Origin of the sequence: Methylobacterium brachiatum (genome assembly GCF_020523825.1) — a bacterium.
GTDB lineage: Bacteria > Pseudomonadota > Alphaproteobacteria > Rhizobiales > Beijerinckiaceae > Methylobacterium > Methylobacterium brachiatum.
In genome coordinates, this window is record NZ_JAJALK010000001.1 from 308,954 (window position 1) to 327,984 (window position 19,031).

Below are 19,031 nucleotides of genomic sequence, written 5' to 3' on the forward strand. Positions count from 1 at the left end.
CCGGCGCCTTCCGGCGCACCCAGGGGAGCGGCGGGAGCGCCGCCCATTCGGGCCGCATCAGCCGCCCTCCATGATCCGGGCGGTCCGGATCTCGACGGCCCGGACGCGCGCGACGTGCGCGGCCCAGAACCGGTTCGCGAGGAACATGACGGCCGTCGGCGCCGCGCGGGTTTTCGATGCGGATGTCCGCGGGATGCCGGGACCGGCCGTCGCCGCGACCGCCGCGAGCGGCGACCCCATGGCGGCCAGCCGGTCGTGGGCGCGCCGGCAGTAATCGACGGAGTGCGGCGTCATGCGCTCCTCGCCGTGGCCGGCACGATACTTGGCCAGGGCACGGCAGACATCGCCGCCCGCGAGGCTCCAGGCCCGTGCGAGGTAGGCGACGCCGAAGCGGATGTTCGTGGCAGGGTCGAGAAGTTCCGCGGCCGGCCCGCGATGACCGAGCATCGCCGCCGTGGCCGGCCGGACCTGCATCAACCCGAGTTCGCCGACCGTTCCGACCGCCCCGGCGTCGTAGCCGCTCTCGACGAACGCGACCGCCTCGGCGAGCGCGGGCGGGACCCCGCGTGCCGTCGCCTCCCGCATGAGGAGTTCGCCATAGGCGGTGCGACCGCGGGCCTTGGCGTTCCCGGGGGCCGTGGCCGTCGCGGATGGTCCCGTGGTGCCCTCCGCCGCGGCCGCCCCGGCGCCGGCAACGGCGGCGAGGCCGAGGAGGACGCCCAGGGCGCGAGGTGCCGCCGGGCGTGGGACGTTCCGGCCGTATCCCACTACTTGGCTTTCTGGATGCGGGTGACGGCGATCGAACCGTTCACGCGGTCGGCCGAGAACCGCACCCGCTCGCCGGGCCTCAGGCCCTTGAGCATGGCCGGGTCCTGGACCTTGTAGGCCATCGTCATCGCGTCCATCCCGATGTTCGGGATGGTCTCGTGGTCGAGGGTCACCTTGCCCGCGGCGTCGTCGACCTTCTTGACGGTTCCGGCGACGAGCGGGGCGTTCGACGGCGTCGCCTGCGGAGCCGGCTGCGGGGCCGCCTTCTCCGCGGGGGGCGTTTCCGGCTGACCCTGGGCCGGGTCGCCCTTCGCTCGACGGTCCAACGGTCCCTCGCCCGACGGCGTCTGGTTCGGCTGCGGCCGGTAGCCGGCCTCGCGGCTGCGGACCTGCCACTGCTTCAGGGCGTCGATCTTGGCCTGCTGCTCGTCCTGGATCTTCTGCGCGAGCTCGCGCAGCTGCCGGTCTCCGCCGTAGTCGAGCTGCGTCTTGGCCAGGAACAACGTCTCCTCGTAGCTGGCGATCAGCAGCTCCGCGAAGTCCCGGTCCGGGTCGCCGGTCAGCTTCGTGTCCCGGAAACGGTTCGACATCGTTTCGCGCGCCCGCTCCAGGGCTGCGGGCGCGCCCTTGGCGGGCTGCGCGCCGGCGTGCTGCGGGATCGGGCCGACGAGCGCGGCCGCGAGCGCGGTGGACAGGATCAGGCGTCGCATGGTTGCTCCATCTCAGGGCTCCGAAGCCCTCGCGCGGGACCGGGCGGAAGCCGCACGGGGCTTCCCTCCAGGGCGCTACTTCGTCTTCTGGATCTTCGTGACGGTGTACGCGCCGCCGGCCTCCGCGACGTCGAAATCGACCTTGTCGCCGGCCTTCAGATCCTTGAGCATCGCGGGATCCTTGACGGGGTACGCCATCGTCATCGCATCCATGTCGAGCTTCGGGATCGCCGCGTGGTCGAGCGTGACCTTGCCCGCGGCCGGGTCTACCTTCGTCACCGTCCCCTTCACGGACTGCGCCCATGCAGGCGCCGCGATCGCCAGGAAGGCCGCCGAAAGGACGGCGAGCGGGAACTTGCTTCTCATGGTTTCTTCTCCTCAGGTCGATTGAACCGCCACGCCGGCGCCGTTGAGGGGATCGGCGACCGGCGCGGCGGACTTCGGACGGGATCGCTCCCGTTCCGAACGGGTTCGCCTGCCTCGCTCGTGGCGATTCCGGCAGGCCGTCTGGCGCGTTGTGGGCGTCCGCCTAGTGCTCGTGGCCGCCCGCGTTCGAGGCCGTGCGGCGCGTCCGCGGATCGACGACCCGCAGGTCGGTCTGCCGGGCGCGCCGGGCCTTCGGGGTGTCCGGGGCGCGGGCCGGCTCCGGCATCGGCTCGCCGGTCCACTCGTATGCGAGGGTGCCTTCCGGATGCCTGTACCAACCGGGGTCGCGGTAATCGCCGGCCGCCAGTCCCGGACGGACCTTCAGGACCGTGAACATCCCGCCCATCTCGACCGACCCGAACGGGCCCGCGCCGGTCATCATGGGCAGCGTGTTCTCGGGCAGCGGCATCTCCATCTCGGACATCATGCCACCGCCCGTCGAACCCATCGGCATGTAACCTGGGGCGATCTTCTGGATCTGCTTGGCCGTGCTCTTCAGGTTCACGCCGATGTAGGTCCGCACGTTGTGGCCCATGGCGTTCATGGTGTGGTGCGACTTGTGGCAGTGGATCGCCCAGTCGCCCGGGTTGTCGGCGTTGAACTCGATGGCCCGCATCTGCCCGACCGCGACGTCGACCGACACCTCCGGCAACTGATAGTTTTCGTTGATCCAGCCGCCGTCCGTGCCGGTGACCTTGAAGTCGACGCCGTGGACGTGGATCGGGTGGTTGGTCATGGTCAGGTTGCCGAAGCGCATCCGGACCTTGTCGCCCTGGCGCGCGACCATCGGATCGATGCCCGGCCACACCCGGCTGTTGAAGCACCACATGTTCATGTTGAGCATCGTGTTGACCTTGGGCACATAGGACCCGGCCTCGATGTCGTAGGCGTTCAGCAGCCAGACGAAGTCGCGGTCGACCCGCCGCTCGGCGGGGTCGCGCGGATGCACGACGAAGAAGCCCATCATGCCCATCGCCATCTGGACCATCTCGTCCGAGTGCGGGTGGTACATGAAGGTGCCGGAGCGCCGGAGGATGAACTCGTAGACGAACGTCTTGCCCGGCGGGATGCCGGGTTGGGTCAGGCCGGCGACCCCGTCCATGCCGTTGGGCAGCGTCTGCCCGTGCCAGTGCACGGCGGTCGCCTCCGGCAGGCGGTTGGTGACGAAGATGCGGACCTTGTCGCCCTCGACCGCCTCGATGGTCGGTCCCGGCGACTGGCCGTTGTAGCCCCAGAGCCGCGCGTCCATGCCGGGCGCCATCTCGCGCACGACCGGCTCGGCGATGAGGTGGAACTCCTTCCAGTCGCCGCGCATGCGCCACGGCAGCGTCCAGCCGTTGAGCGTCACCACCGGCTGGTAGTCCGGCCCGCTCGTCGGATAGAGCGGCGGCTGCATGGTCGCCTTGTCCATGATCGGGGCCTCGGGCAGGCCCGCGGCCTGGACGCGCCCGCTGATCATCGACGTGCCGGCGAGCACGAGGCCGCCCGCTCCCAGGATCCCTCTGCGCGAGATGTCGGTCATGGTTTCCCTCCGAATGTCATGGGCGGCGCGGGCCCCCGACCTCAGCCGCCGGGCGTCGCGACGGCGAGGCTCGTGCCCGGGGTGCCCCCGGCGGCCTCGCCGCCGAAGTTGCCCCCCGAGAACCCGCCGCCGACGGTCGCCGCCTTGAGGTCGGTCGCCGCGATCCAGAAGTCGCGCTGCGCCTCGATCGCCTGGATGTTGCTCAGGATCCTGGCCCGGGCGTCGACGATCAGCGTCGTGACGTCCAGCAGCATGCCGCTGTACTGGAGCAGCGCCTGGTCCTGGATCGTCCGCCGCAGGGGCAGGACGCTCGTCTGGTAATGCCGAGTGATGTCGTACTGGCCGCGATAGCGCTGGTAAGCCTCGCGCACCTCGGAGCGGGCGTTGACCGCGCGCTCGGCGAGGCGGTTGGCGCTGGCGAGGTAGCTTTCCTGCGCCCCCCGGACAGCGGTGGCCCCGAAGTCGTAGATCGGGATGACGAGATCCGCCGAGAACCCGTTCAGGCTGGCCTTGTCGACCTTCGGGGCACCGCCCTCGCCCCCCGCGGTCCTCGACCGCGAGAACCGGTTCGCGAAGCCCGCATCGAAGACGCTGACGAAGCCGCTGGCCTGGTTCAGCCCGAACTGCCCCACGAGCGATTGCAGCTCGAAGCGGGCTGCCTGCACGTCGGCCCGCTTGATCATCGCCTCGGCCTCGATGGCGTGCCCGTCGACGAGCCTCCCGGGCAGGGGCGGCAGGCCGTTGGGCAGGCGGAAATCGATGTCCCGCCCCCAGAGACCGAGCAGTCGGGTCAGCCGCTCCCGTTCGGCGCGTTGCTGCACCCGCGCCTTAGCGAGCTGCGCGCCCAACTCGCTGTAGAAGGCGTGCTCGCGCGCCTGTTCCAGCTTGTTCAGAGCCCCCGTCTCGCCCAGCTGCTTGGCCAGCGTCGAGGCGGATTCCGCGCCGGCCAGCGCCTGTTCGAGGAAGGCGGTCGCCTGGTTGGCCGCGACGGTACGGTAGAATTGCCGGCGCGCCTCGCCCCCGAGCCGCAGGACCTGCTCCGCCGCGTTGTACTGGTCGGCCGTGAACCGCTGCCGCGCGATCTCGGCGCGCACCGGGAGCGTAGCCAACTCCAGCACGCTGGCGGCGACGGAGCGCTCGATCTCCGTGTTGAAACCCAATCCCCATTGCGTGATCGAGAGGCGCGGCGAGGGCGGCAGCGTGGCCTGCACGTACTGCGCCTCGGAGACGCCGAGGTCGTTGAAGGCGGCCTGCAAGCCCCGGTTCCTCAGGAGCGCGACCTGCACCGCGCCGTCGGCGGTCAAGGGACGGCGCAGCAACGCGTCCACGCGGGCGTCCGCGCTCGGCGCGACGCCCTGGTCGTCCGCCTTCACGATGTCCTTGCGCAGTTCAAGCGCCGCGTAGCCGCCGGCCACGGAGAGGCCCGCGTCCGGCGAGAAGCTCGCGCAGCCTGCCAAGGCGAGGCCGAGGCCGGTGATGCTCGCGGCCACGCGCACGAACCGCCCCCGGACGGCCTCGTCCGGCGGTCGCGCGCTCGTACCGGCGTGTCCCGGCGCGGTCGTCGTGCCACTCATGCCCGGTAGTCCGGCGCCGCCGCCCGTTTGGTTACAGCGACGGGCCATCACCGGCCCCCCGAATCGCGCTTGCCGCCCATGCCGGGCATCCCGTCCATGCCCGGCATGCCCCCCGTACCGCCGGACCCGGCCTTCGGCGCGACCTGGCGATTGAGCTCGCGCCAATCCTTTGGGTCGACGACGCCGAAATCCTTCACGCCCTGCGTCACCTTCGCGTAGCGGGGCGGCCGGACCGGGATGTCCGGCTCCGAGGGCAGGACGAGCCCGGCGGGAACGGCGGCGGGCATGCAGCCGGCGAGCGGCAGGACCGCCGCGAGCGCGGCCGGTCTCGGCAACTTGAACATCTTGGATTTCCCGAGGTGAGGCGGACGGCCGAAGGCAGGCCCAGGCGTGGCACGGGCCGCGGGTCGAGCGGCGACGGCGTCGCGCCCGGCGAAGGCGTCGGCTCGTTGTGGGTGTGCGAGGCCGTCCTGTCGGAGCGGCCGAGGGCGGGCGCTAGATCCGCCCGCGCGTCACGCTTGGCGCCTCGGCGGCCGCTCGATCCGTAGCGGATGCGCGTCGACGGCCCCGTCCACCTGGACGATCAGGACCCGCTCGGACGGATGAAATTCCAGGGTGATGCTCGCCCATGGCAGGGTGGGAAGCGCGGCTTGGCACGCGAGCGGGCAGCAGGTAGCCGGGCAGGGAGGATGTTTGGGGCGATGCCGATGGCCGGGGCATCCTTCGTCGGCGGCCGCAGCCGGCAAGGCGAGGGAAGTCCCCCGTATCCCAGCCTCGTCCGGCTTGTTCTGGCTGCCCAAGGTGCCGGCGGCGTGCGCGAGATGCGTCGCCGCGGCGGCGGCTATGTGCCGGTGAGCCGTCGACTGCCGGCCCATGGTGCACGGCGCTGCCGGCGCGATGGCCAAGGCCAAGGCGAGTACGGCAAGCAGCAATGCGCGCACGACTTTCACTGATCAGGGCCCCTGCCTAATCTTCGCGGACATTCTCACGCCGGGGTGGAAGCTGCAATCCGTGGTGCTCGACCGATGTCCCACAAACTCAGCGTGTTGGAAGTTCGCCACATGCCGGTGTCGACGGCGAAGCCGCACTCGGCGGATTGACCGCCACACCGGTGCCAGGACCCCCGCCGCGTTCATGCGACGGGCGCTTGGGGGTACCCGGGACGGGTATCACCGCGGCCCGTCCGTCAATGAGCGTGTTCGTGCGGTGCGGAGGGGGCGTCCGGCGCCGGGCGCGTCTCTACCTTGCCCGCGGCGGCATCGGGCGTGTTTGGGGCGTCCGCGGTCTCGTGGTCGTGGCCGTGCTCGTGGGGATGGCCGCCGCTTGCGGGGTGGACGTGGTCGCCCGATCTCGGGAGCGCCATGACGCCCAGGCCGTAACGGTAGACGTTCTCGCCGCCGAGCCAGCCCGTGACCACGAGGGCCCCGGAACCTCCGGCGAGGAGCGCCAGCAGCACGACGCCCGCGCCTGCGACCTTCCGGCGCTCCAGCCAGGCGACGCCGGCGGCGGCGAGGAACACGAGCGCGGTGGCGATGGCCCAGCGAAGGTGGACGGTCATGTTCGCGTGCGAGGCCGCGTCGTGGGCGACGGTGTTGTACGCCGACCAACCCGTGGCGAGGGTCGCGACCGTGACGGCCGCGCCGATTGCGAGGTTCCATCGGGCGGCGGCCGTGAGCGCGCCACCCGATGCCGCTTTCCTGAACAGGGTCCCCGCGGCGAAGAGGACGCTGGCCGTGATGAGGAGGGCGACCGTGAAATGGACCGCGACCGGATGCCAGTTCGGTATCACCTCGATCATGATCATGCTCCTAGGGAAACGTCGATGGCGGGACGGGCCGGCTTCTTGCCCGGACCGCCCCCGGTGAGGGGAAAAGCGATGGCGCCGAACGCCCGCTCCGGGACGAATCCGCCGTCGTCCCCGGATCGGAGACCGCCCTCTCGGCGGCGCTCTCGGCAGGCCTTTCCATGCGAAGGGAGAGCGCGGGCGGCGAGGCTCCGGAGGCTTCCCGCCCGGCGCGTGGCGTTGGGTCCGGCTGGGTCTAAGATCGGGGCATAGGCTTGGCAATTATGGGCGGCACATGCCTACGCTCCCGGGCATGCCGCGAGCGCTGTAACGTTTCGGCGGCCGCTTGCGGATTGTTCTCCGAGCGGCGCGGCCGATCATACGTCGCCTTCGGCCGACGAGCCTCAGGGCGCGGATCGCCGTACGACACGCTCCTGCAGGATGGTGCTGCGGTCGTGAGGACACGGTGGGGTGGCGGAACATGCGACGTATCTCTGGCATCCGCTCAGCGGCTACGAACCGGCCCGCCTAGTCCCGGTGCTGCAGGTGGAAGAGGAACTGCGCGCGCTGCTTATCGCCAGCCTTGCGGGCAGCGCGGCCGACTACCGGCGCTTCCTGGGGCGGCTCGGGTCGCACCTGCGCGCGTATTACAAAGGCAAACTGGCTCGCTCCGGCCGTACCGACACCGAGGCGGAGGATCTCGTCCAGGAGACGCTGATGGTGATCCATGTGCGGCGGCACACCTATGACGTCACGCAACCGGTGACGCCGTGGATCCACGCCATCGCCCGCTACAAGCTCATCGACCATTTTCGGCGTACGCGTACGGCCGCGGCCGACGTCCCTGTCGAGGATGCCGGCGTGCTGGTGGCTCGCGACGATCATGTCGCGGCGGAGAGTTCGCTCGACGTCGAGCGCCTCCTGGCGCACCTACCGCCCAAGATGAGGAACGCGATCCTCTCGACGAAGGTCGAGGGCCTGAGCGCCGCCGAGGCGGCCGAACGTGCCGGGATGTCCGAGACCGCGATTAAGGTGAGCGTCCACCGCGGCCTGAAGACCCTGGCCAATCTCGTGGGAGGCAAGGCGAGATGAAGACCGACGAACTCATCGGCCTGCTGGGCGCCAGCTTCGAGCGCGAACCGGTCGGGGCCCCCTGGATGACCCGCCGGCTCGCGCTGGCGGTCGCGGTCGGCGCGACGGCCGCGCTGTGCCTGGCGCTGGCGTTTCTGGGCTTGCGTCCCGGCCTGACCGAGGTCCGGCCGCTCCTGTTCCTCGCGTTCAAGTTCTCGTTTGCGGCCGCGGTCGGGGGTCTCGCGCTCCGGTATCTCGTCAGGGCGGCCAGGCCCGGCGGCGAGAGCCGCGTCCATCTCGGGGTCGCCGCCTTGCCGTTCCTCGTGGTCGCGGCGCTGGCGTGCGTGAGCCTGTTGATGGCGCCGACCGAACATTGGCACGGCATGGTATCCGGTCACACCTGGCTCGAATGCCTCATCTCGATCCCCGTGATCGCCGTCGTGCCGTTCGCCGTCGTCACGTGGGCGGTTCGACGGTTCGGAGCGCCGACGGATCTCGTGCGGGCGGGTGCCCTGGTCGGCCTCTCCGCGGGAGCCGTGAGCGCGCTCGGCTATTCGCTGCACTGCATGGACGATACCGTACCGTTCGTCGCCGTATGGTACGGGGGGACGATCGCGATGTGCACGCTCGTCGGAGCGCTCCTGGGACCGCGCCTCCTTCGCTGGTAGCGAGCCGGTTCGGAACATCCTCCGGATCGCCTGCCGGGGTTCGAGGGGCGACGCGACGGCTTGGGGGCCTGTCGCCGGCCGACGCTTCATGTCACGGGCCTCGTCGCGGTAACGCCGCGGATGGGATCCGGCACGACGACTGGCCTGACCCTCCCACCCGCCCGGCCGCGCGAGGCAATGCGGCCGTCGCGCATCCCACAATCGCTTGCAGGATTATCCCCCCGGTGAGCGAGGCGCCGCGCCGGGCGACCCCGGCCCAACCCCACAAAGGTTCGCAGCGCGCTGTAACGGTACGTCCAAGACATCCGGACTTAAAGACAAGGAGCGGCAAGCTTCTCGTCAGATCAACGGTTTCCGCCATGAAAAGCAAGATCATCCCCGCCTTTGCAGGAATCGCCATGCTCGCCGGACTGCCGGGTTACGCGCTCGCGGGATGGATGGACAACGTCCCACCCCGTTTCCTGCCCCAGACGCATCAATCGCAACGGACCGAAACGCCTCAGGTCGAAGCTCCGGACGTCGGCCTGACGACCGGATCGATCAGCGCGGTGCCCCGCCGCCCTGCCGCCGCCCGGTCGGCCCCCCCCGCCCAGCACTTCTGAACCTCCCGCGGGGTCCGAACCGCCGGACCGGCCGATTGGGGTGGTACGGGGTGAGGTTCGGCGCGCCGCCCTGCACCGCCTACCGCGCGGAGGGTCAAGTGTGCGGTAGGTTTCCCAGATGCCCGGACAGCACGCGCGCGGATGCCGGGAGCCCGGAACCTGCGCCCTTGCGATGGGCGGCCAGCGCAACAGCCCGAGAACGACGACCGGCTCACGCCTGCGATGCACGCGACCATTCCCCTGTTGACCGCCTTCCAGATTGCGCGCTCGGCAGACGGCCACTCCATGTCCGGGGGCTTGCCAGGGGACCGACGGTGTCGATGCGGCTTCCATGGGTGGCGGCCTCGATCCGGCCTCTGCCTGCCGTTCGGGGACGGCCATTGCACGGCAGGCCGGACGCGCCATGGCGCGGTCCGGCGGGCCCACGAGGAACGGGTCGCCGAGACGCCCGCCCGGCGAGGTCGGTCGGTGGATCGGCCGCCCGACGGAACGAAACCTTGACCCTCAAGACTTGGGACGCGCCGTCTCCCGTGACACTGGCCTTCCGCCCGGATCGAAAAGCTGGCATCGTACCTGCGTGACGTTCTTGATCGCCCTTCGGCGACTGTTGCCGCTCCTGGCGGTACTCAGCCTCGCCCTGACGCCGGTGGCCGCGCCCGCGGCCGCCGCGGGGATGCGCGCGTTCATCATGGCGCAAGCCGCGCCTGAGGCGACCTCGGCCATTGCCCATGCCGAGATGGAGGGGATGGACGTGGGCGACGCGGACATGGCCGACATGCCGTGCTGCCCGCCCGGGAAGGCGGCGAAGCCCGACTGCGCCAAGGCCGGCTGTCCGCTTTTGGCGCTCTGCCTCGCCAGCGTCGCCTCCCTCCTGCCGACCGCGGCGTCCGTCCCGGCCCCGGTGGCGACGCGGACGAGCCGGGTGTGGCCCGATGCGGCGTCCTTCGCCAGCGTGTCCGGCCGCCCGTTACCTGAGCCCCCCCGAGCCTGAGCCCGATGACGCCGGCGTGAACGCCGGCACGACGCCGCGCGTCCACGCGTGGCCATCCATCGCGTTCAGGAGACGAAATCCGTGACCACGTACCCCTTCGCGCGCGCCCTCGGTGCCGCGCTGCTCGGTGCCGCCCTGTCGGTCCCGGCCCTGCCGGCGCTCGCCGGCATCAAGGACTACGCCTTCGTGCTGATCCGGACGGAGGCGAAGGTCGGCGAGACCATCCTCTCGGTGCGACTCATGGACAAGCGCACCGGCAAGCCCGTTCCGGACGCGGTGATCTTCGCCAAGCGCATCGACATGGCGCCCGACAGCATGGACGAGATGACCTCGACGATCGAGCAGGTCCCGTCGACGGAGCCTGCCCTCTACCGCTTCAAGGCGAAGCTCACGATGGCCGGGGGCTGGCGGCTCTCGCTGGGGGCGAAGGTCCAGGGCGAAACCGGCACCGTCGAGGACAGGCTCGTCTTCCAGGCCGTCAAGTGAGCCGCTCGGCATGGCTCGCCGGGATCCTCGCCGCGTTGGCGGCGGGGGGCACCGGGTACTGGGCGGGGCGTGATGGCAGCCCCGTTCCGGTCCTCGTCGAGCGCGCACGGACCGAGTTCGCCCACTGGCTTCCGACCGGCATGCCGGGTCCGCAGGCACCGGCGCCGGCGAAGGTCACGGGTCCGGTGGTCTACTACCAGGATCCGGATGGGAAGCCGGTCTACTCCGCGTCGCCGAGAACGACTGCGGAGGGGCACGACTTCCGGGCGGTTCGGGCCAGCGAGGACGTGCGCTTCGACCAGGCACAAGGGAGCGAGACGACATCCCCCGACATGGCCGGCCACGACGTGACCGGGCACGGCATGGCGGCGCATGGAACGGCGGCGGCCGGGAAGCCCGACGGGGGCACGCGCAAGTTGCTCTACTACCGCAACCCGATGGGGCTGCCGGACACCTCGGCGACCCCGAAAAAGGATTCGATGGGGATGGACTACATCCCCGTCTACGCGGGCGAGGACGAGGGCGGCGCCGTCGTGACGGTCTCCCCCGGCAAGGTCCAGCGGACCGGCGTCCGAACCGAAACAGTGGAGCGGCGGGTGGTGGCGCAGCCGGTGCGCGTGCCCGGTACCGTCGCCCTCGACGAGCGGCGCGTGACGGTCATCGCGACCCGGTCGGACGCGTACGTCGACCATGTCGAGGACGTCACCACCGGCGACCGCGTCCGCAAGGGCCAGCCGCTGGTCCACATCTACTCCCCCGAAATCAACGCCGCCGCCGCGCAGCTCATCGCCAACCCCGGCTTCGACGGAGCTCGGCGACGCCTGCAGAACCTCAACGTCTCCGAGGCCGTCATCGACGACATGGAGCGCACCCGGAAGGTGCCGATGGCCATCACTTGGTCGTCGGCCCGGGACGGCGTGGTGCTGCAGCGCTCGGCCGTCGAGGGCATGAAAGCCGCGGCCGGCGACACCCTGTTCCGGATCGGCGACATCTCGGTCATGTGGGTGCTGGCCGACGTGCCCGAGCGCGACCTGGCCGGGGTTCGCGCCGGACAGGCCGTGACCGTGCGCCTGCGTTCGGCCCCGGGCCGGACCTTCTCCGGCAAGGTCGGGGTGATCTATCCGCAGGTGAACCCGGACACCCGGGCCACGCGGGTGCGCATCGAGCTGCCGAACCCGGACGGCGCGCTCCTGCCCGACATGTACGCCGAGGTCGAGATCGCCACGGGGGCGGGCAAGCCCGTCGTGGCGGTGCCCGACGACGCGGTCATCGACACAGGTGCGCGGCAAGTGGTGCTGCTCGACAGGGGCGGGGGGCGCTTCGAGCCGCGCGAGGTCAAAGTCGGGGTTCGCGGCACGGGCTACGTCGAGATCCGCGACGGCGTCGCCGCCGGCGACCGGGTCGTCACGGCGGCGAACTTCCTGATCGACGCCGAGAGCAACCTGAAGGCGGCGCTTCAGTCCATGTCCGCCCCGAAGGCGAGCGACCGGCAGGCCTCGAACCTTGAGGGCAAGCCATGATCGCGCGCCTCATCGGCTGGTCGGCCCGCAACCTCGTCCTGGTGCTGGTCGGCACCGTGTTCGCCGTGGCCGCTGGCGTCATGGCGCTGCGAACGCTGCCGCTCGACGCCATCCCCGACCTCTCGGACGTGCAGGCCATCGTCTACACCGAATACCCGGGCCAGGCCCCGCAGGTGGTCGAGGATCAGGTCACCTATCCTCTCACGACCGCCATGCTGACGGTCCCGAAGGCGAAGGTGGTGCGCGGCTTCTCGTTCTTCGGGGTCAGCTTCGTCTACGTGATCTTCGAGGACGGCACGGACCCATATTGGGGCCGCTCGCGCGTGCTCGAATACCTCAACGCGGCGGCCAGCCGCTTGCCGGCGGGCGTGACCCCAACCCTCGGTCCGGACGCCACCGGCGTCGGCTGGGTCTACCAGTACGTGGTCGTGGCCAAGGAGCGCACGCTCGCGGAATTGCGCTCCCTCCAGGACTGGGTGGTCCGTTTCGGGGCGTCGCGGGCCGAGGGCGTGGCCGAGGTCGCGGGCGTCGGCGGCTTCGTCAAGCAGTACAACGTCGTCGTCGACCCGAACCGCCTACGGGCGCAGGGGATCTCGCTCAACAAGCTCCGGGACGCGATCCGGGCGAGCAACGCCGACGTCGGCGGCCGCACGGTCGAGCTCTCCGAGTTCGAGTTCATGGTGCGCGGACGCGGCTACCTGCGGAGCGTGGCCGACATCGAGAACATCGTCCTGAAGACCACCGGTGGTGCTCCCCTGCGGGTGCGGGACGTCGCCCGGGTCGAACTCGGGCCTGACGAGCGGCGGGGCATCACCGAGATGAATGGTGACGGCGAGGTCGCCGGCGGCATCGTCCTGCAGCGGTTCGGCGCGAACGCCCTGACCGTCATCGAGAACGCGAAGGCGAAGCTCGCGGAGGTGGCGAAAAGCCTGCCGGCCGGCACCGAGATCCTGCCGGTCTACGACCGCTCGCAACTCATCGACGCGGCCATCGAGACGCTGCGGCACACGCTTGTCGAGGAGAGCGTCGTCGTCTCCCTCGTGTGCATCGTGTTCCTCCTGCACGTCCGAAGCGCGCTGGTCGCCATCCTGATGCTGCCCGTCGGCATCCTGATGGCGTTCGCCGGGATGAAGGCGCTGGGGCTGGGCGCCAACATCATGTCGCTCGGCGGCATCGCCATCGCGGTCGGCGCCATGATCGACGCGGCCATCGTGATGATCGAGAACGCCCACAAGCACCTGGAGCGGGCGCGGCCGGACAAGCCGCGGGTCGAGATCTTGGTCGAGGCGGCGGGCGAGGTCGGCCCCTCGCTGTTCTTCTCACTCCTCATCATCACCGTGAGCTTCCTGCCCATCTTCACCCTGGAGGGCGAGGAGGGGCGCCTGTTCGGGCCGCTCGCGCTCACCAAGACCTTCGCCATGGCGGCGGCGGCGCTCCTGTCGGTGACCCTGGTGCCGGCGCTGATGGTGTTGTTCGTGCGCGGACGGATCGTCCCGGAGCATCGCAACCCGGTGAACCGGCTCCTGATCTGGCTCTATCGCCCGGTCATCGCAGGCGTACTGCGGGCGCGGTTGCCCACCATCCTGCTCGCCCTCGGCGTCCTGGCGGTCACCGTCTGGCCGGCGCGCCAGCTCGGCTCGGAGTTCATGCCGGAACTCGACGAGGGGACGCTGATGTACATGCCGACGACCCTGCCCGGCATCTCGGTGACGAAGGCGGGCGAGTTGCTGGCGACCCAGGATCGGATCATCAAGTCCTTCCCCGAGGTCGCCTCGGTCTACGGCAAGGCCGGGCGCGCCAGCACCGCGACCGACCCGGCGCCGATGGAGATGGCCGAGACCATCATCAGCCTCAAGCCTAAGGCCGAGTGGCGCCCGGGCGTGACGCTCGCGAGCCTCAAGGCGGAGATGGACCGGGCGCTGCAGTTCCCGGGCGTCTCGAATGCTTGGACGCAGCCGATCCGGGCCCGCATCGACATGCTCTCGACCGGCATCCGGACGCCGGTCGGCATCAAGGTGCTCGGCACCGACCTCGGCGCCATGGAGAAGGTCGCCCGTCAGGTCGAGGCAGTGGTGCGCGACGTGCCGGGCACGTCGAGTGCCTACGCGGAGCGGGTCATCGGCGGGTACTTCCTCGACATCACGCCCGACCGGGAGGCGCTCGGCCGCTACGGGCTCATGGTGGGCGACGTCCAGGACGTGGTCGCCTCGGCTCTCGGCGGGCAGAGCGTCACCAACACGGTCGAGGGCCGCGAGCGCTACACCGTCAACGTACGCTACCCGCGCGCCTTCCGCTCCGACCCGCGGGCCATCGCCGACGAGGTGCAGGTGCCGCTGCCGGCCGGCGGGACGGTGCCGCTCGGCGAGGTCGCGAAGGTCGAGCTTACCCGGGGGCCGACCTCGATCCGGACCGAGAACGGCCAGCTCGCGGTCTACATCTTCGTCGACCTCACTGGGCGCGACCTCGGCGGCTACGTGGCCGACGCCCGGGCCGCGGTCGACAGGGAGGTCAGGTTGCCCCAGGGCACGACGCTGCAGTGGAGCGGGCAGTACGAGTACCTGGAGCGCGCCGAAGCCCGCCTCAGGATCGTTGTGCCGCTGACGCTGCTCGTCGTGTTCCTGCTCCTCTACCTGAACTTCCGCCGTCTGACCGAGACCCTCATCGTCATGCTCTCGCTGCCGTTCGCGCTCGTCGGCGGCGTCTGGCTGATGTGGTGGATGGGCTTCAACATGTCGGTGGCGGTGGCGGTCGGCTTCATCGCGCTCGCCGGCGTCGCGGCCGAGACCGGCGTGATCATGCTGGTCTACCTCGACCACGCCCTCGACGAGGTCCGGGCAGGGTGCCGGCGTGAGGGACGCCCCCTCACGCGCGAGGACTTGCGGCAGGCCATCATGGTCGGCGCCGTCGAGCGGGTGCGGCCCAAGATGATGACGGTGGTCGCCATCATGGCGGGTCTCCTGCCCATCCTCTGGAGCACCGGTTCGGGCTCCGAGGTCATGCAGCGCATCGCCGTGCCGATGATCGGCGGGATGGTGTCCTCGACCGTGCTGACCCTCGTCGTGATTCCGGCCGTCTACGCGTTGGTGAAAGGTCGCGGGTTGCCGGAGGCCGCCGCGGAGGGTGCACGGATGCCTCTGGCGGCCGAATGAGGAATCGACAGGAGCGAATGATGAAGTCAGACATGATGCCGTCCCGGCGTGCCGTGCTCGCGGGCTTGGCGGCGGGAGTGTCCCTCGGACGACCCGTGATGGGGGAGAGCCTGCCGACCGTCGCCGTGACGAAGGACCCGAGTTGCGGCTGCTGCGCGAAGTGGGTGGACCACCTGCGACAGGCCGGCTTCACGGTGACGGTGACCGAGGGTCCCGTGAACCCGGTGAAGGCGCGTCTCGGCGTGCCGAGGGACCTCGCCTCCTGCCACACCGCTCTCGTTGACGGCTACGTGGTCGAGGGACACGTGCCGGCGGACGCCATCAGGCGCTTGTTGGCCGAGCGCCCGAACGGAACCGGGCTGGCCGTTCCGGGCATGCCGGCCGGCTCGCCCGGCATGGAGGTCGAGGGCAGGGATCCCGGCGCCTACGCGGTGATCCTGTTCGGACCCGAGGGGCGAGACACCTTCGCCCGTTATCGTGGCGGCGAACCGGCCTGAGCGCGGCCGACGTGCGGATGATCGCCGTCGCCGTCCACGGTGGTCAACGGTCGTCGCGCCGCCGCGCAAGAGCCGACGCCCCGCTTCGTGCCCGGACATCCCCCGAAGGCGGGCTTAGCGTGGGCGGGAACTCGGTTCACAGACTCGCCCCGGCGGCATGAAGATCGGAGTGGCGAAGGGGACGCCGCAACGCTAGGACTCGGGGGATCCGAGAGAGTCTCGTCACCACCATGAATCGCGCAAGCCTCATCGGGGTCGCTTTGCACTATTTGACGCAACTGAGGATGTCGGTCGGGCACCTCAATAGCCTCAACCTACAAGACGTCAACGTCCATGCGGAAGCGTTCTTTCGAGATTTTCTGAACTTGGTGTTTGACTATAAGCTGAAGAACATCAACATAGTAGAGAGGAACGCGCGAGCTATCGATTTGGGCGACGAGGACGAACGGATCGCCATCCAGGTGACGTCGACGTCGGAGTTGGACAAGATCAAGCACACCCATAAGGGCTTCGTGGCGAGCGGCCTCGACGGCAGATACGACCGCCTGGTCGTTCTCATCATCGGAGAGAAGCGCAGGTACCGGGAGTCGTCCCTAGGCGGCGACGGCGTGTTCAGCATGTCCCTGGTGGACGACGTCTGGGACATTCCCGAGCTCCTGAGGAAGGTCGGCGACCTTCGCTTGGACAGGCTTGAGCGCTGCTGCGAGTTCCTGCGCGACGAGTTGAAGATCCCCGAGCCCCGGCAGTCCAACGAGGTTGGTACCCTGATCCGCCTGATCGAGGTTCTCAGCGCCGCCGAGGAAGGGATCTCGGTCGGCGACAACCGGGAGGACCCCGATCCCGACAGGAAGATCCGCGACCGATTCGCGGATCACGCCGCCTTCCTCGAACAGCAGTACGTCGACTTGCACGAGATATATGGACGTGCGCTGGCGGAAGTGAACAGGCATACCGACCTCGGGCACGTGCGTGTGCGCAAGCTCCAGGTCTACCTCATGAATTGGAGCGACCGTGTCCTGACGGAATATGGAGGCGATCCCAAAGCCGCCCTCGATGCGCTGACCGAAAAGGTCCTTCGGATGATGGGCACCAGCGCCGTCGCATTCGACGATTGCGCCATTCGATATTACCTTGTCGATCAGCTGATTGCCTGCAACGTGTTCCCGAACAAGCGCGCGCTCGATGCCTAGCATCTTCCTCAAAGACGAGGCACTCGACAAGTCTCCGCCAATCGTCGGTTTCGAGATCGCGCGGTACATCAGGCAGTCGGGCAAGGGTCGTGTCAGTATCTTCGACGTGGTGGAGCGCTTCAAACGCGAGAGTTGGTTCGCGTGGAATTCGTTCTTTTATGGCATCACCTTCCTATACGCCGTTGGCCTGGTCGATTTCGAAGAACCATACCTGATCGTCCGTGATGTTGATTGAGCGTCTCTACACCGAGCCCGCGACCATCGATCCCATCGTCTTCACGGCAGGGGTCAATGTGATCCTGGGTGAGAGCGACGTGACCAGCTCCAAGAACAACGGCGTCGGCAAGTCGCTCTGCATCGAATTCTTGAACTTCGCATTGCTCAAACGCAAAACGGAAAGTCGCGTGGCGAGAATCCCGAAGGAGAGCTTCGATCCGCGCAACCTCATCTGCGTCGACTTCCGGCTGCACGGGATCGGCTACACCATCAAGAGATCGCTCGAAGAGGCGGAGCACCCGCGGATCATCGTCGACGGGCGCGAGACGGTCTACGCCAAGCTCAAGGATGCGACCGATTTCCTGACGGGGAGGCTGTTCCCCGACCAGGATGAGCAGGTCGGGTTCCGGGAGATCCTGGGGCCGCTGATCCGGGACGAGCGATCCGAGTTCAAGTCGATTGTAGGCTGCTTCGACACCAAGGCCCGAATACCGGACAACTACGCGCCGCACCTCATGCTCCTCGGCATCGACCTCGGCATCTACCGTGCCATCAAGGGCATACAGAGGGAACTCGACGCAATCGCCACCGAGGAGGCTCGCATCAAGGACAGCGTGAGGCTCGTCCGCCAGAAGGATCTGGATGACGCCCGGTCCGACCTCAACGCCCTCGACGAGGAGGTCGAGACGATCCGGCAAGGCATCGATGCCCTGGAGAACGCCCCGGCCTACGACATCGTGAAGGGCGAGATCCTCGATATCGAAGACCGGATGTCGGACCTGCGCCGCAGCAAGGACGTGCTCGTCCAGCGCGCTGCAAACCTGGCACCGATTGCCCTGGAACCCGGCATAGACAGCGGCGAGATCCGCGACTTCTACGACCAGCTTCGTGCCGGCCTGGGCACCAGCATCGTCCGCGAACTCGCGGAGGTAATTACTTTCAAGTCCAAGATCGAGCAGTTCCAGCGCCACCTGCTGGACGAGAAGTCGAGGGTGGTGGACGTCGAGATCCGGAACCTCAACAAGCAGCTCGCCGAACTCGATAGGCGGTACGCAAAGCTGGTGGCGGTTCTCGATCAGAAAGGGCAGCTGCGCAACCTACGCCAGACCTATGCCTCCTTCCAGGCGAAGAGCGATGAACTTGGACAGCTCAAAAGCTTCTTCAGCCGTTACGACCAACTGCTGATCGAACGTCAGACCAAGAAGTCCGAGATCGAGGCCGAAAGGCTGGCATTGCAGGCCAGCATCTCTGCCGCCGCGGATCGGCTGCGGTCGTTCGAACGGACGATCCTCGCCATTCATCAGTTCATCCAGGGCAACCGCAAGGCTTCCTTCGAGGTGCGAACCACCCCCAGGAAGCACGTCGTCGATATCGTCCTGCGGATCGACGATGACGGCAGTCATAGCGTGGAGAGGGAGAAAGTCTTCATATACGACATCGCGCTGCTGCTGAACGATTACACCAAATCCCGTCACCCCGGGCTGTTGGTTCACGATAATATCTTCGACGTCGACGACGACACCTTACGAAAAAGCCTGGAGTTCATCCTCACTCGGGCAAGACTCGACGAGAACAAGCAGTACATCCTGACGCTCAATGTCGACCGCATCGAGCATGCACGGGAGGAGGTGTGGTATTACGAGCTTGAGCAGAGCGTCGTGGCATCTTTCACCAAAAGCAATCGCTTTCTCAAGGCGCAATACCAGGAGGTTGGCCGGGAGTGATCGTTCGGACCAGGTCCCTCCTCACCGCGATGCCCATCGATCAAGGGTTCAAGCGCACGTGCGCAGGCCGATGGACATGATGCTTCAGGGTTAAGCGATGGAACCACGCCAAGCGTCGCCGCACCGGTCGACGA

Annotated in this window: 19 protein-coding genes; 11 read left to right on the forward strand and 8 right to left on the reverse strand. The window is 68.7% G+C overall.

Annotated features, from left to right (window positions below; translation table 11 throughout):
• Positions 1 to 57 precede the first annotated feature (57 nt).
• From LGR69_RS01495 to LGR69_RS01530, 8 genes are all read right to left on the reverse strand, one after another.
• On the reverse strand, positions 58 to 768 hold the full coding sequence (locus LGR69_RS01495; RefSeq protein WP_007563971.1) for a transglycosylase SLT domain-containing protein: 711 nt from the start codon (positions 766 to 768) through the stop codon (positions 58 to 60).
• Positions 768 to 1,478 (reverse strand): copper-binding protein, encoded by a 711-nt coding sequence (locus tag LGR69_RS01500; RefSeq protein ID WP_007563973.1) that lies wholly within the window; start codon positions 1,476 to 1,478, stop codon positions 768 to 770. Before LGR69_RS01500 ends, LGR69_RS01495 begins: the two co-directional genes overlap by 1 nt.
• 75 nt (positions 1,479 to 1,553) lie before the next feature.
• Positions 1,554 to 1,844, reverse strand: coding sequence for a copper-binding protein (locus LGR69_RS01505; protein WP_007563975.1), 291 nt, complete (start codon positions 1,842 to 1,844; stop codon positions 1,554 to 1,556).
• A gap of 163 nt (positions 1,845 to 2,007) precedes the next feature.
• Positions 2,008 to 3,426 (reverse strand): multicopper oxidase family protein, encoded by a 1,419-nt coding sequence (locus tag LGR69_RS01510; protein WP_043380886.1) that lies wholly within the window; start codon positions 3,424 to 3,426, stop codon positions 2,008 to 2,010.
• Positions 3,427 to 3,467: 41 nt separating this feature from the next.
• The gene (locus tag LGR69_RS01515; RefSeq protein WP_007564144.1) at positions 3,468 to 5,000 is read right to left on the reverse strand and encodes a TolC family protein; all 1,533 of its coding nucleotides are present in this window, start codon (positions 4,998 to 5,000) and stop codon (positions 3,468 to 3,470) included.
• Between the two features lie 47 nt (positions 5,001 to 5,047).
• On the reverse strand, positions 5,048 to 5,344 hold the full coding sequence (locus tag LGR69_RS01520; RefSeq protein ID WP_007564146.1) for a hypothetical protein: 297 nt from the start codon (positions 5,342 to 5,344) through the stop codon (positions 5,048 to 5,050).
• Positions 5,345 to 5,512: 168 nt separating this feature from the next.
• Positions 5,513 to 5,941 (reverse strand): hypothetical protein, encoded by a 429-nt coding sequence (locus LGR69_RS01525; protein WP_230364970.1) that lies wholly within the window; start codon positions 5,939 to 5,941, stop codon positions 5,513 to 5,515.
• Positions 5,942 to 6,186: 245 nt separating this feature from the next.
• Complete coding sequence (locus LGR69_RS01530) at positions 6,187 to 6,798, reverse strand: DUF2231 domain-containing protein (RefSeq protein WP_007564148.1); 612 nt, start codon at positions 6,796 to 6,798, stop codon at positions 6,187 to 6,189.
• Positions 6,799 to 7,320: 522 nt separating this feature from the next.
• Here LGR69_RS01530 and LGR69_RS01535 point away from each other — a divergent pair.
• From LGR69_RS01535 to LGR69_RS01585, 11 genes are all read left to right on the forward strand, one after another.
• Positions 7,321 to 7,875: a sigma-70 family RNA polymerase sigma factor gene (locus LGR69_RS01535; protein WP_039903061.1), complete on the forward strand. Its 555-nt coding sequence runs from the start codon at positions 7,321 to 7,323 to the stop codon at positions 7,873 to 7,875.
• On the forward strand, positions 7,872 to 8,522 hold the full coding sequence (locus LGR69_RS01540; protein WP_007564152.1) for an NrsF family protein: 651 nt from the start codon (positions 7,872 to 7,874) through the stop codon (positions 8,520 to 8,522). Before LGR69_RS01535 ends, LGR69_RS01540 begins: the two co-directional genes overlap by 4 nt.
• Positions 8,523 to 8,881: 359 nt before the next feature.
• Positions 8,882 to 9,124: a hypothetical protein gene (locus tag LGR69_RS01545; RefSeq protein WP_039903393.1), complete on the forward strand. Its 243-nt coding sequence runs from the start codon at positions 8,882 to 8,884 to the stop codon at positions 9,122 to 9,124.
• Between the two features lie 577 nt (positions 9,125 to 9,701).
• On the forward strand, positions 9,702 to 10,115 hold the full coding sequence (locus LGR69_RS01550) for a hypothetical protein (RefSeq protein ID WP_007565524.1): 414 nt from the start codon (positions 9,702 to 9,704) through the stop codon (positions 10,113 to 10,115).
• A gap of 81 nt (positions 10,116 to 10,196) precedes the next feature.
• Complete coding sequence (locus tag LGR69_RS01555) at positions 10,197 to 10,601, forward strand: FixH family protein (protein WP_007565526.1); 405 nt, start codon at positions 10,197 to 10,199, stop codon at positions 10,599 to 10,601.
• Positions 10,598 to 12,121 carry an efflux RND transporter periplasmic adaptor subunit gene (locus LGR69_RS01560; RefSeq protein WP_007565528.1) on the forward strand — a complete coding sequence of 508 codons (1,524 nt, stop codon included), beginning with the start codon at positions 10,598 to 10,600 and terminating at the stop codon, positions 12,119 to 12,121. The genes LGR69_RS01555 and LGR69_RS01560 overlap by 4 nt, the downstream gene beginning before the upstream one ends.
• A complete protein-coding gene (locus LGR69_RS01565; RefSeq protein WP_007565530.1) occupies positions 12,118 to 15,270 on the forward strand; it encodes an efflux RND transporter permease subunit in 3,153 nt (1,050 codons plus the stop codon). The genes LGR69_RS01560 and LGR69_RS01565 overlap by 4 nt, the downstream gene beginning before the upstream one ends.
• A 20-nt stretch (positions 15,271 to 15,290) precedes the next feature.
• The gene (locus LGR69_RS01570) at positions 15,291 to 15,767 is read left to right on the forward strand and encodes a DUF411 domain-containing protein (protein WP_007565532.1); all 477 of its coding nucleotides are present in this window, start codon (positions 15,291 to 15,293) and stop codon (positions 15,765 to 15,767) included.
• Positions 15,768 to 15,997: 230 nt separating this feature from the next.
• Positions 15,998 to 16,957, forward strand: a complete 960-nt coding sequence (locus tag LGR69_RS01575) for an SMEK domain-containing protein (protein WP_007565534.1) — start codon at positions 15,998 to 16,000, stop codon at positions 16,955 to 16,957.
• Positions 16,950 to 17,192, forward strand: a complete 243-nt coding sequence (locus tag LGR69_RS01580) for a hypothetical protein (protein WP_007565536.1) — start codon at positions 16,950 to 16,952, stop codon at positions 17,190 to 17,192. Before LGR69_RS01575 ends, LGR69_RS01580 begins: the two co-directional genes overlap by 8 nt.
• Positions 17,182 to 18,897: a DUF2326 domain-containing protein gene (locus LGR69_RS01585; RefSeq protein WP_007565538.1), complete on the forward strand. Its 1,716-nt coding sequence runs from the start codon at positions 17,182 to 17,184 to the stop codon at positions 18,895 to 18,897. The genes LGR69_RS01580 and LGR69_RS01585 overlap by 11 nt, the downstream gene beginning before the upstream one ends.
• The last annotated feature ends 134 nt before the right edge of the window (positions 18,898 to 19,031 follow it).

Bases quoted from the DNA above. Each gene is read 5' to 3' on its own strand.
- LGR69_RS01520 (WP_007564146.1), bottom strand. From the start codon at position 5,344: ATGTTCAAGTTGCCGAGACCGGCCGCGCTCGCGGCGGTCCTGCCGCTC.
- LGR69_RS01505 (WP_007563975.1), bottom strand. From the start codon at position 1,844: ATGAGAAGCAAGTTCCCGCTCGCCGTCCTTTCGGCGGCCTTCCTGGCG.
- LGR69_RS01575 (WP_007565534.1), top strand. From the start codon at position 15,998: ATGAATCGCGCAAGCCTCATCGGGGTCGCTTTGCACTATTTGACGCAA.
- LGR69_RS01545 (WP_039903393.1), top strand. From the start codon at position 8,882: ATGAAAAGCAAGATCATCCCCGCCTTTGCAGGAATCGCCATGCTCGCC.
- LGR69_RS01540 (WP_007564152.1), top strand. From the start codon at position 7,872: ATGAAGACCGACGAACTCATCGGCCTGCTGGGCGCCAGCTTCGAGCGC.
- LGR69_RS01530 (WP_007564148.1), bottom strand. From the start codon at position 6,798: ATGATCGAGGTGATACCGAACTGGCATCCGGTCGCGGTCCATTTCACG.
- LGR69_RS01580 (WP_007565536.1), top strand. From the start codon at position 16,950: ATGCCTAGCATCTTCCTCAAAGACGAGGCACTCGACAAGTCTCCGCCA.
- LGR69_RS01500 (WP_007563973.1), bottom strand. From the start codon at position 1,478: ATGCGACGCCTGATCCTGTCCACCGCGCTCGCGGCCGCGCTCGTCGGC.
- LGR69_RS01585 (WP_007565538.1), top strand. From the start codon at position 17,182: ATGTTGATTGAGCGTCTCTACACCGAGCCCGCGACCATCGATCCCATC.
- LGR69_RS01510 (WP_043380886.1), bottom strand. From the start codon at position 3,426: ATGACCGACATCTCGCGCAGAGGGATCCTGGGAGCGGGCGGCCTCGTG.
- LGR69_RS01515 (WP_007564144.1), bottom strand. From the start codon at position 5,000: ATGAGTGGCACGACGACCGCGCCGGGACACGCCGGTACGAGCGCGCGA.
- LGR69_RS01565 (WP_007565530.1), top strand. From the start codon at position 12,118: ATGATCGCGCGCCTCATCGGCTGGTCGGCCCGCAACCTCGTCCTGGTG.
- LGR69_RS01570 (WP_007565532.1), top strand. From the start codon at position 15,291: ATGAAGTCAGACATGATGCCGTCCCGGCGTGCCGTGCTCGCGGGCTTG.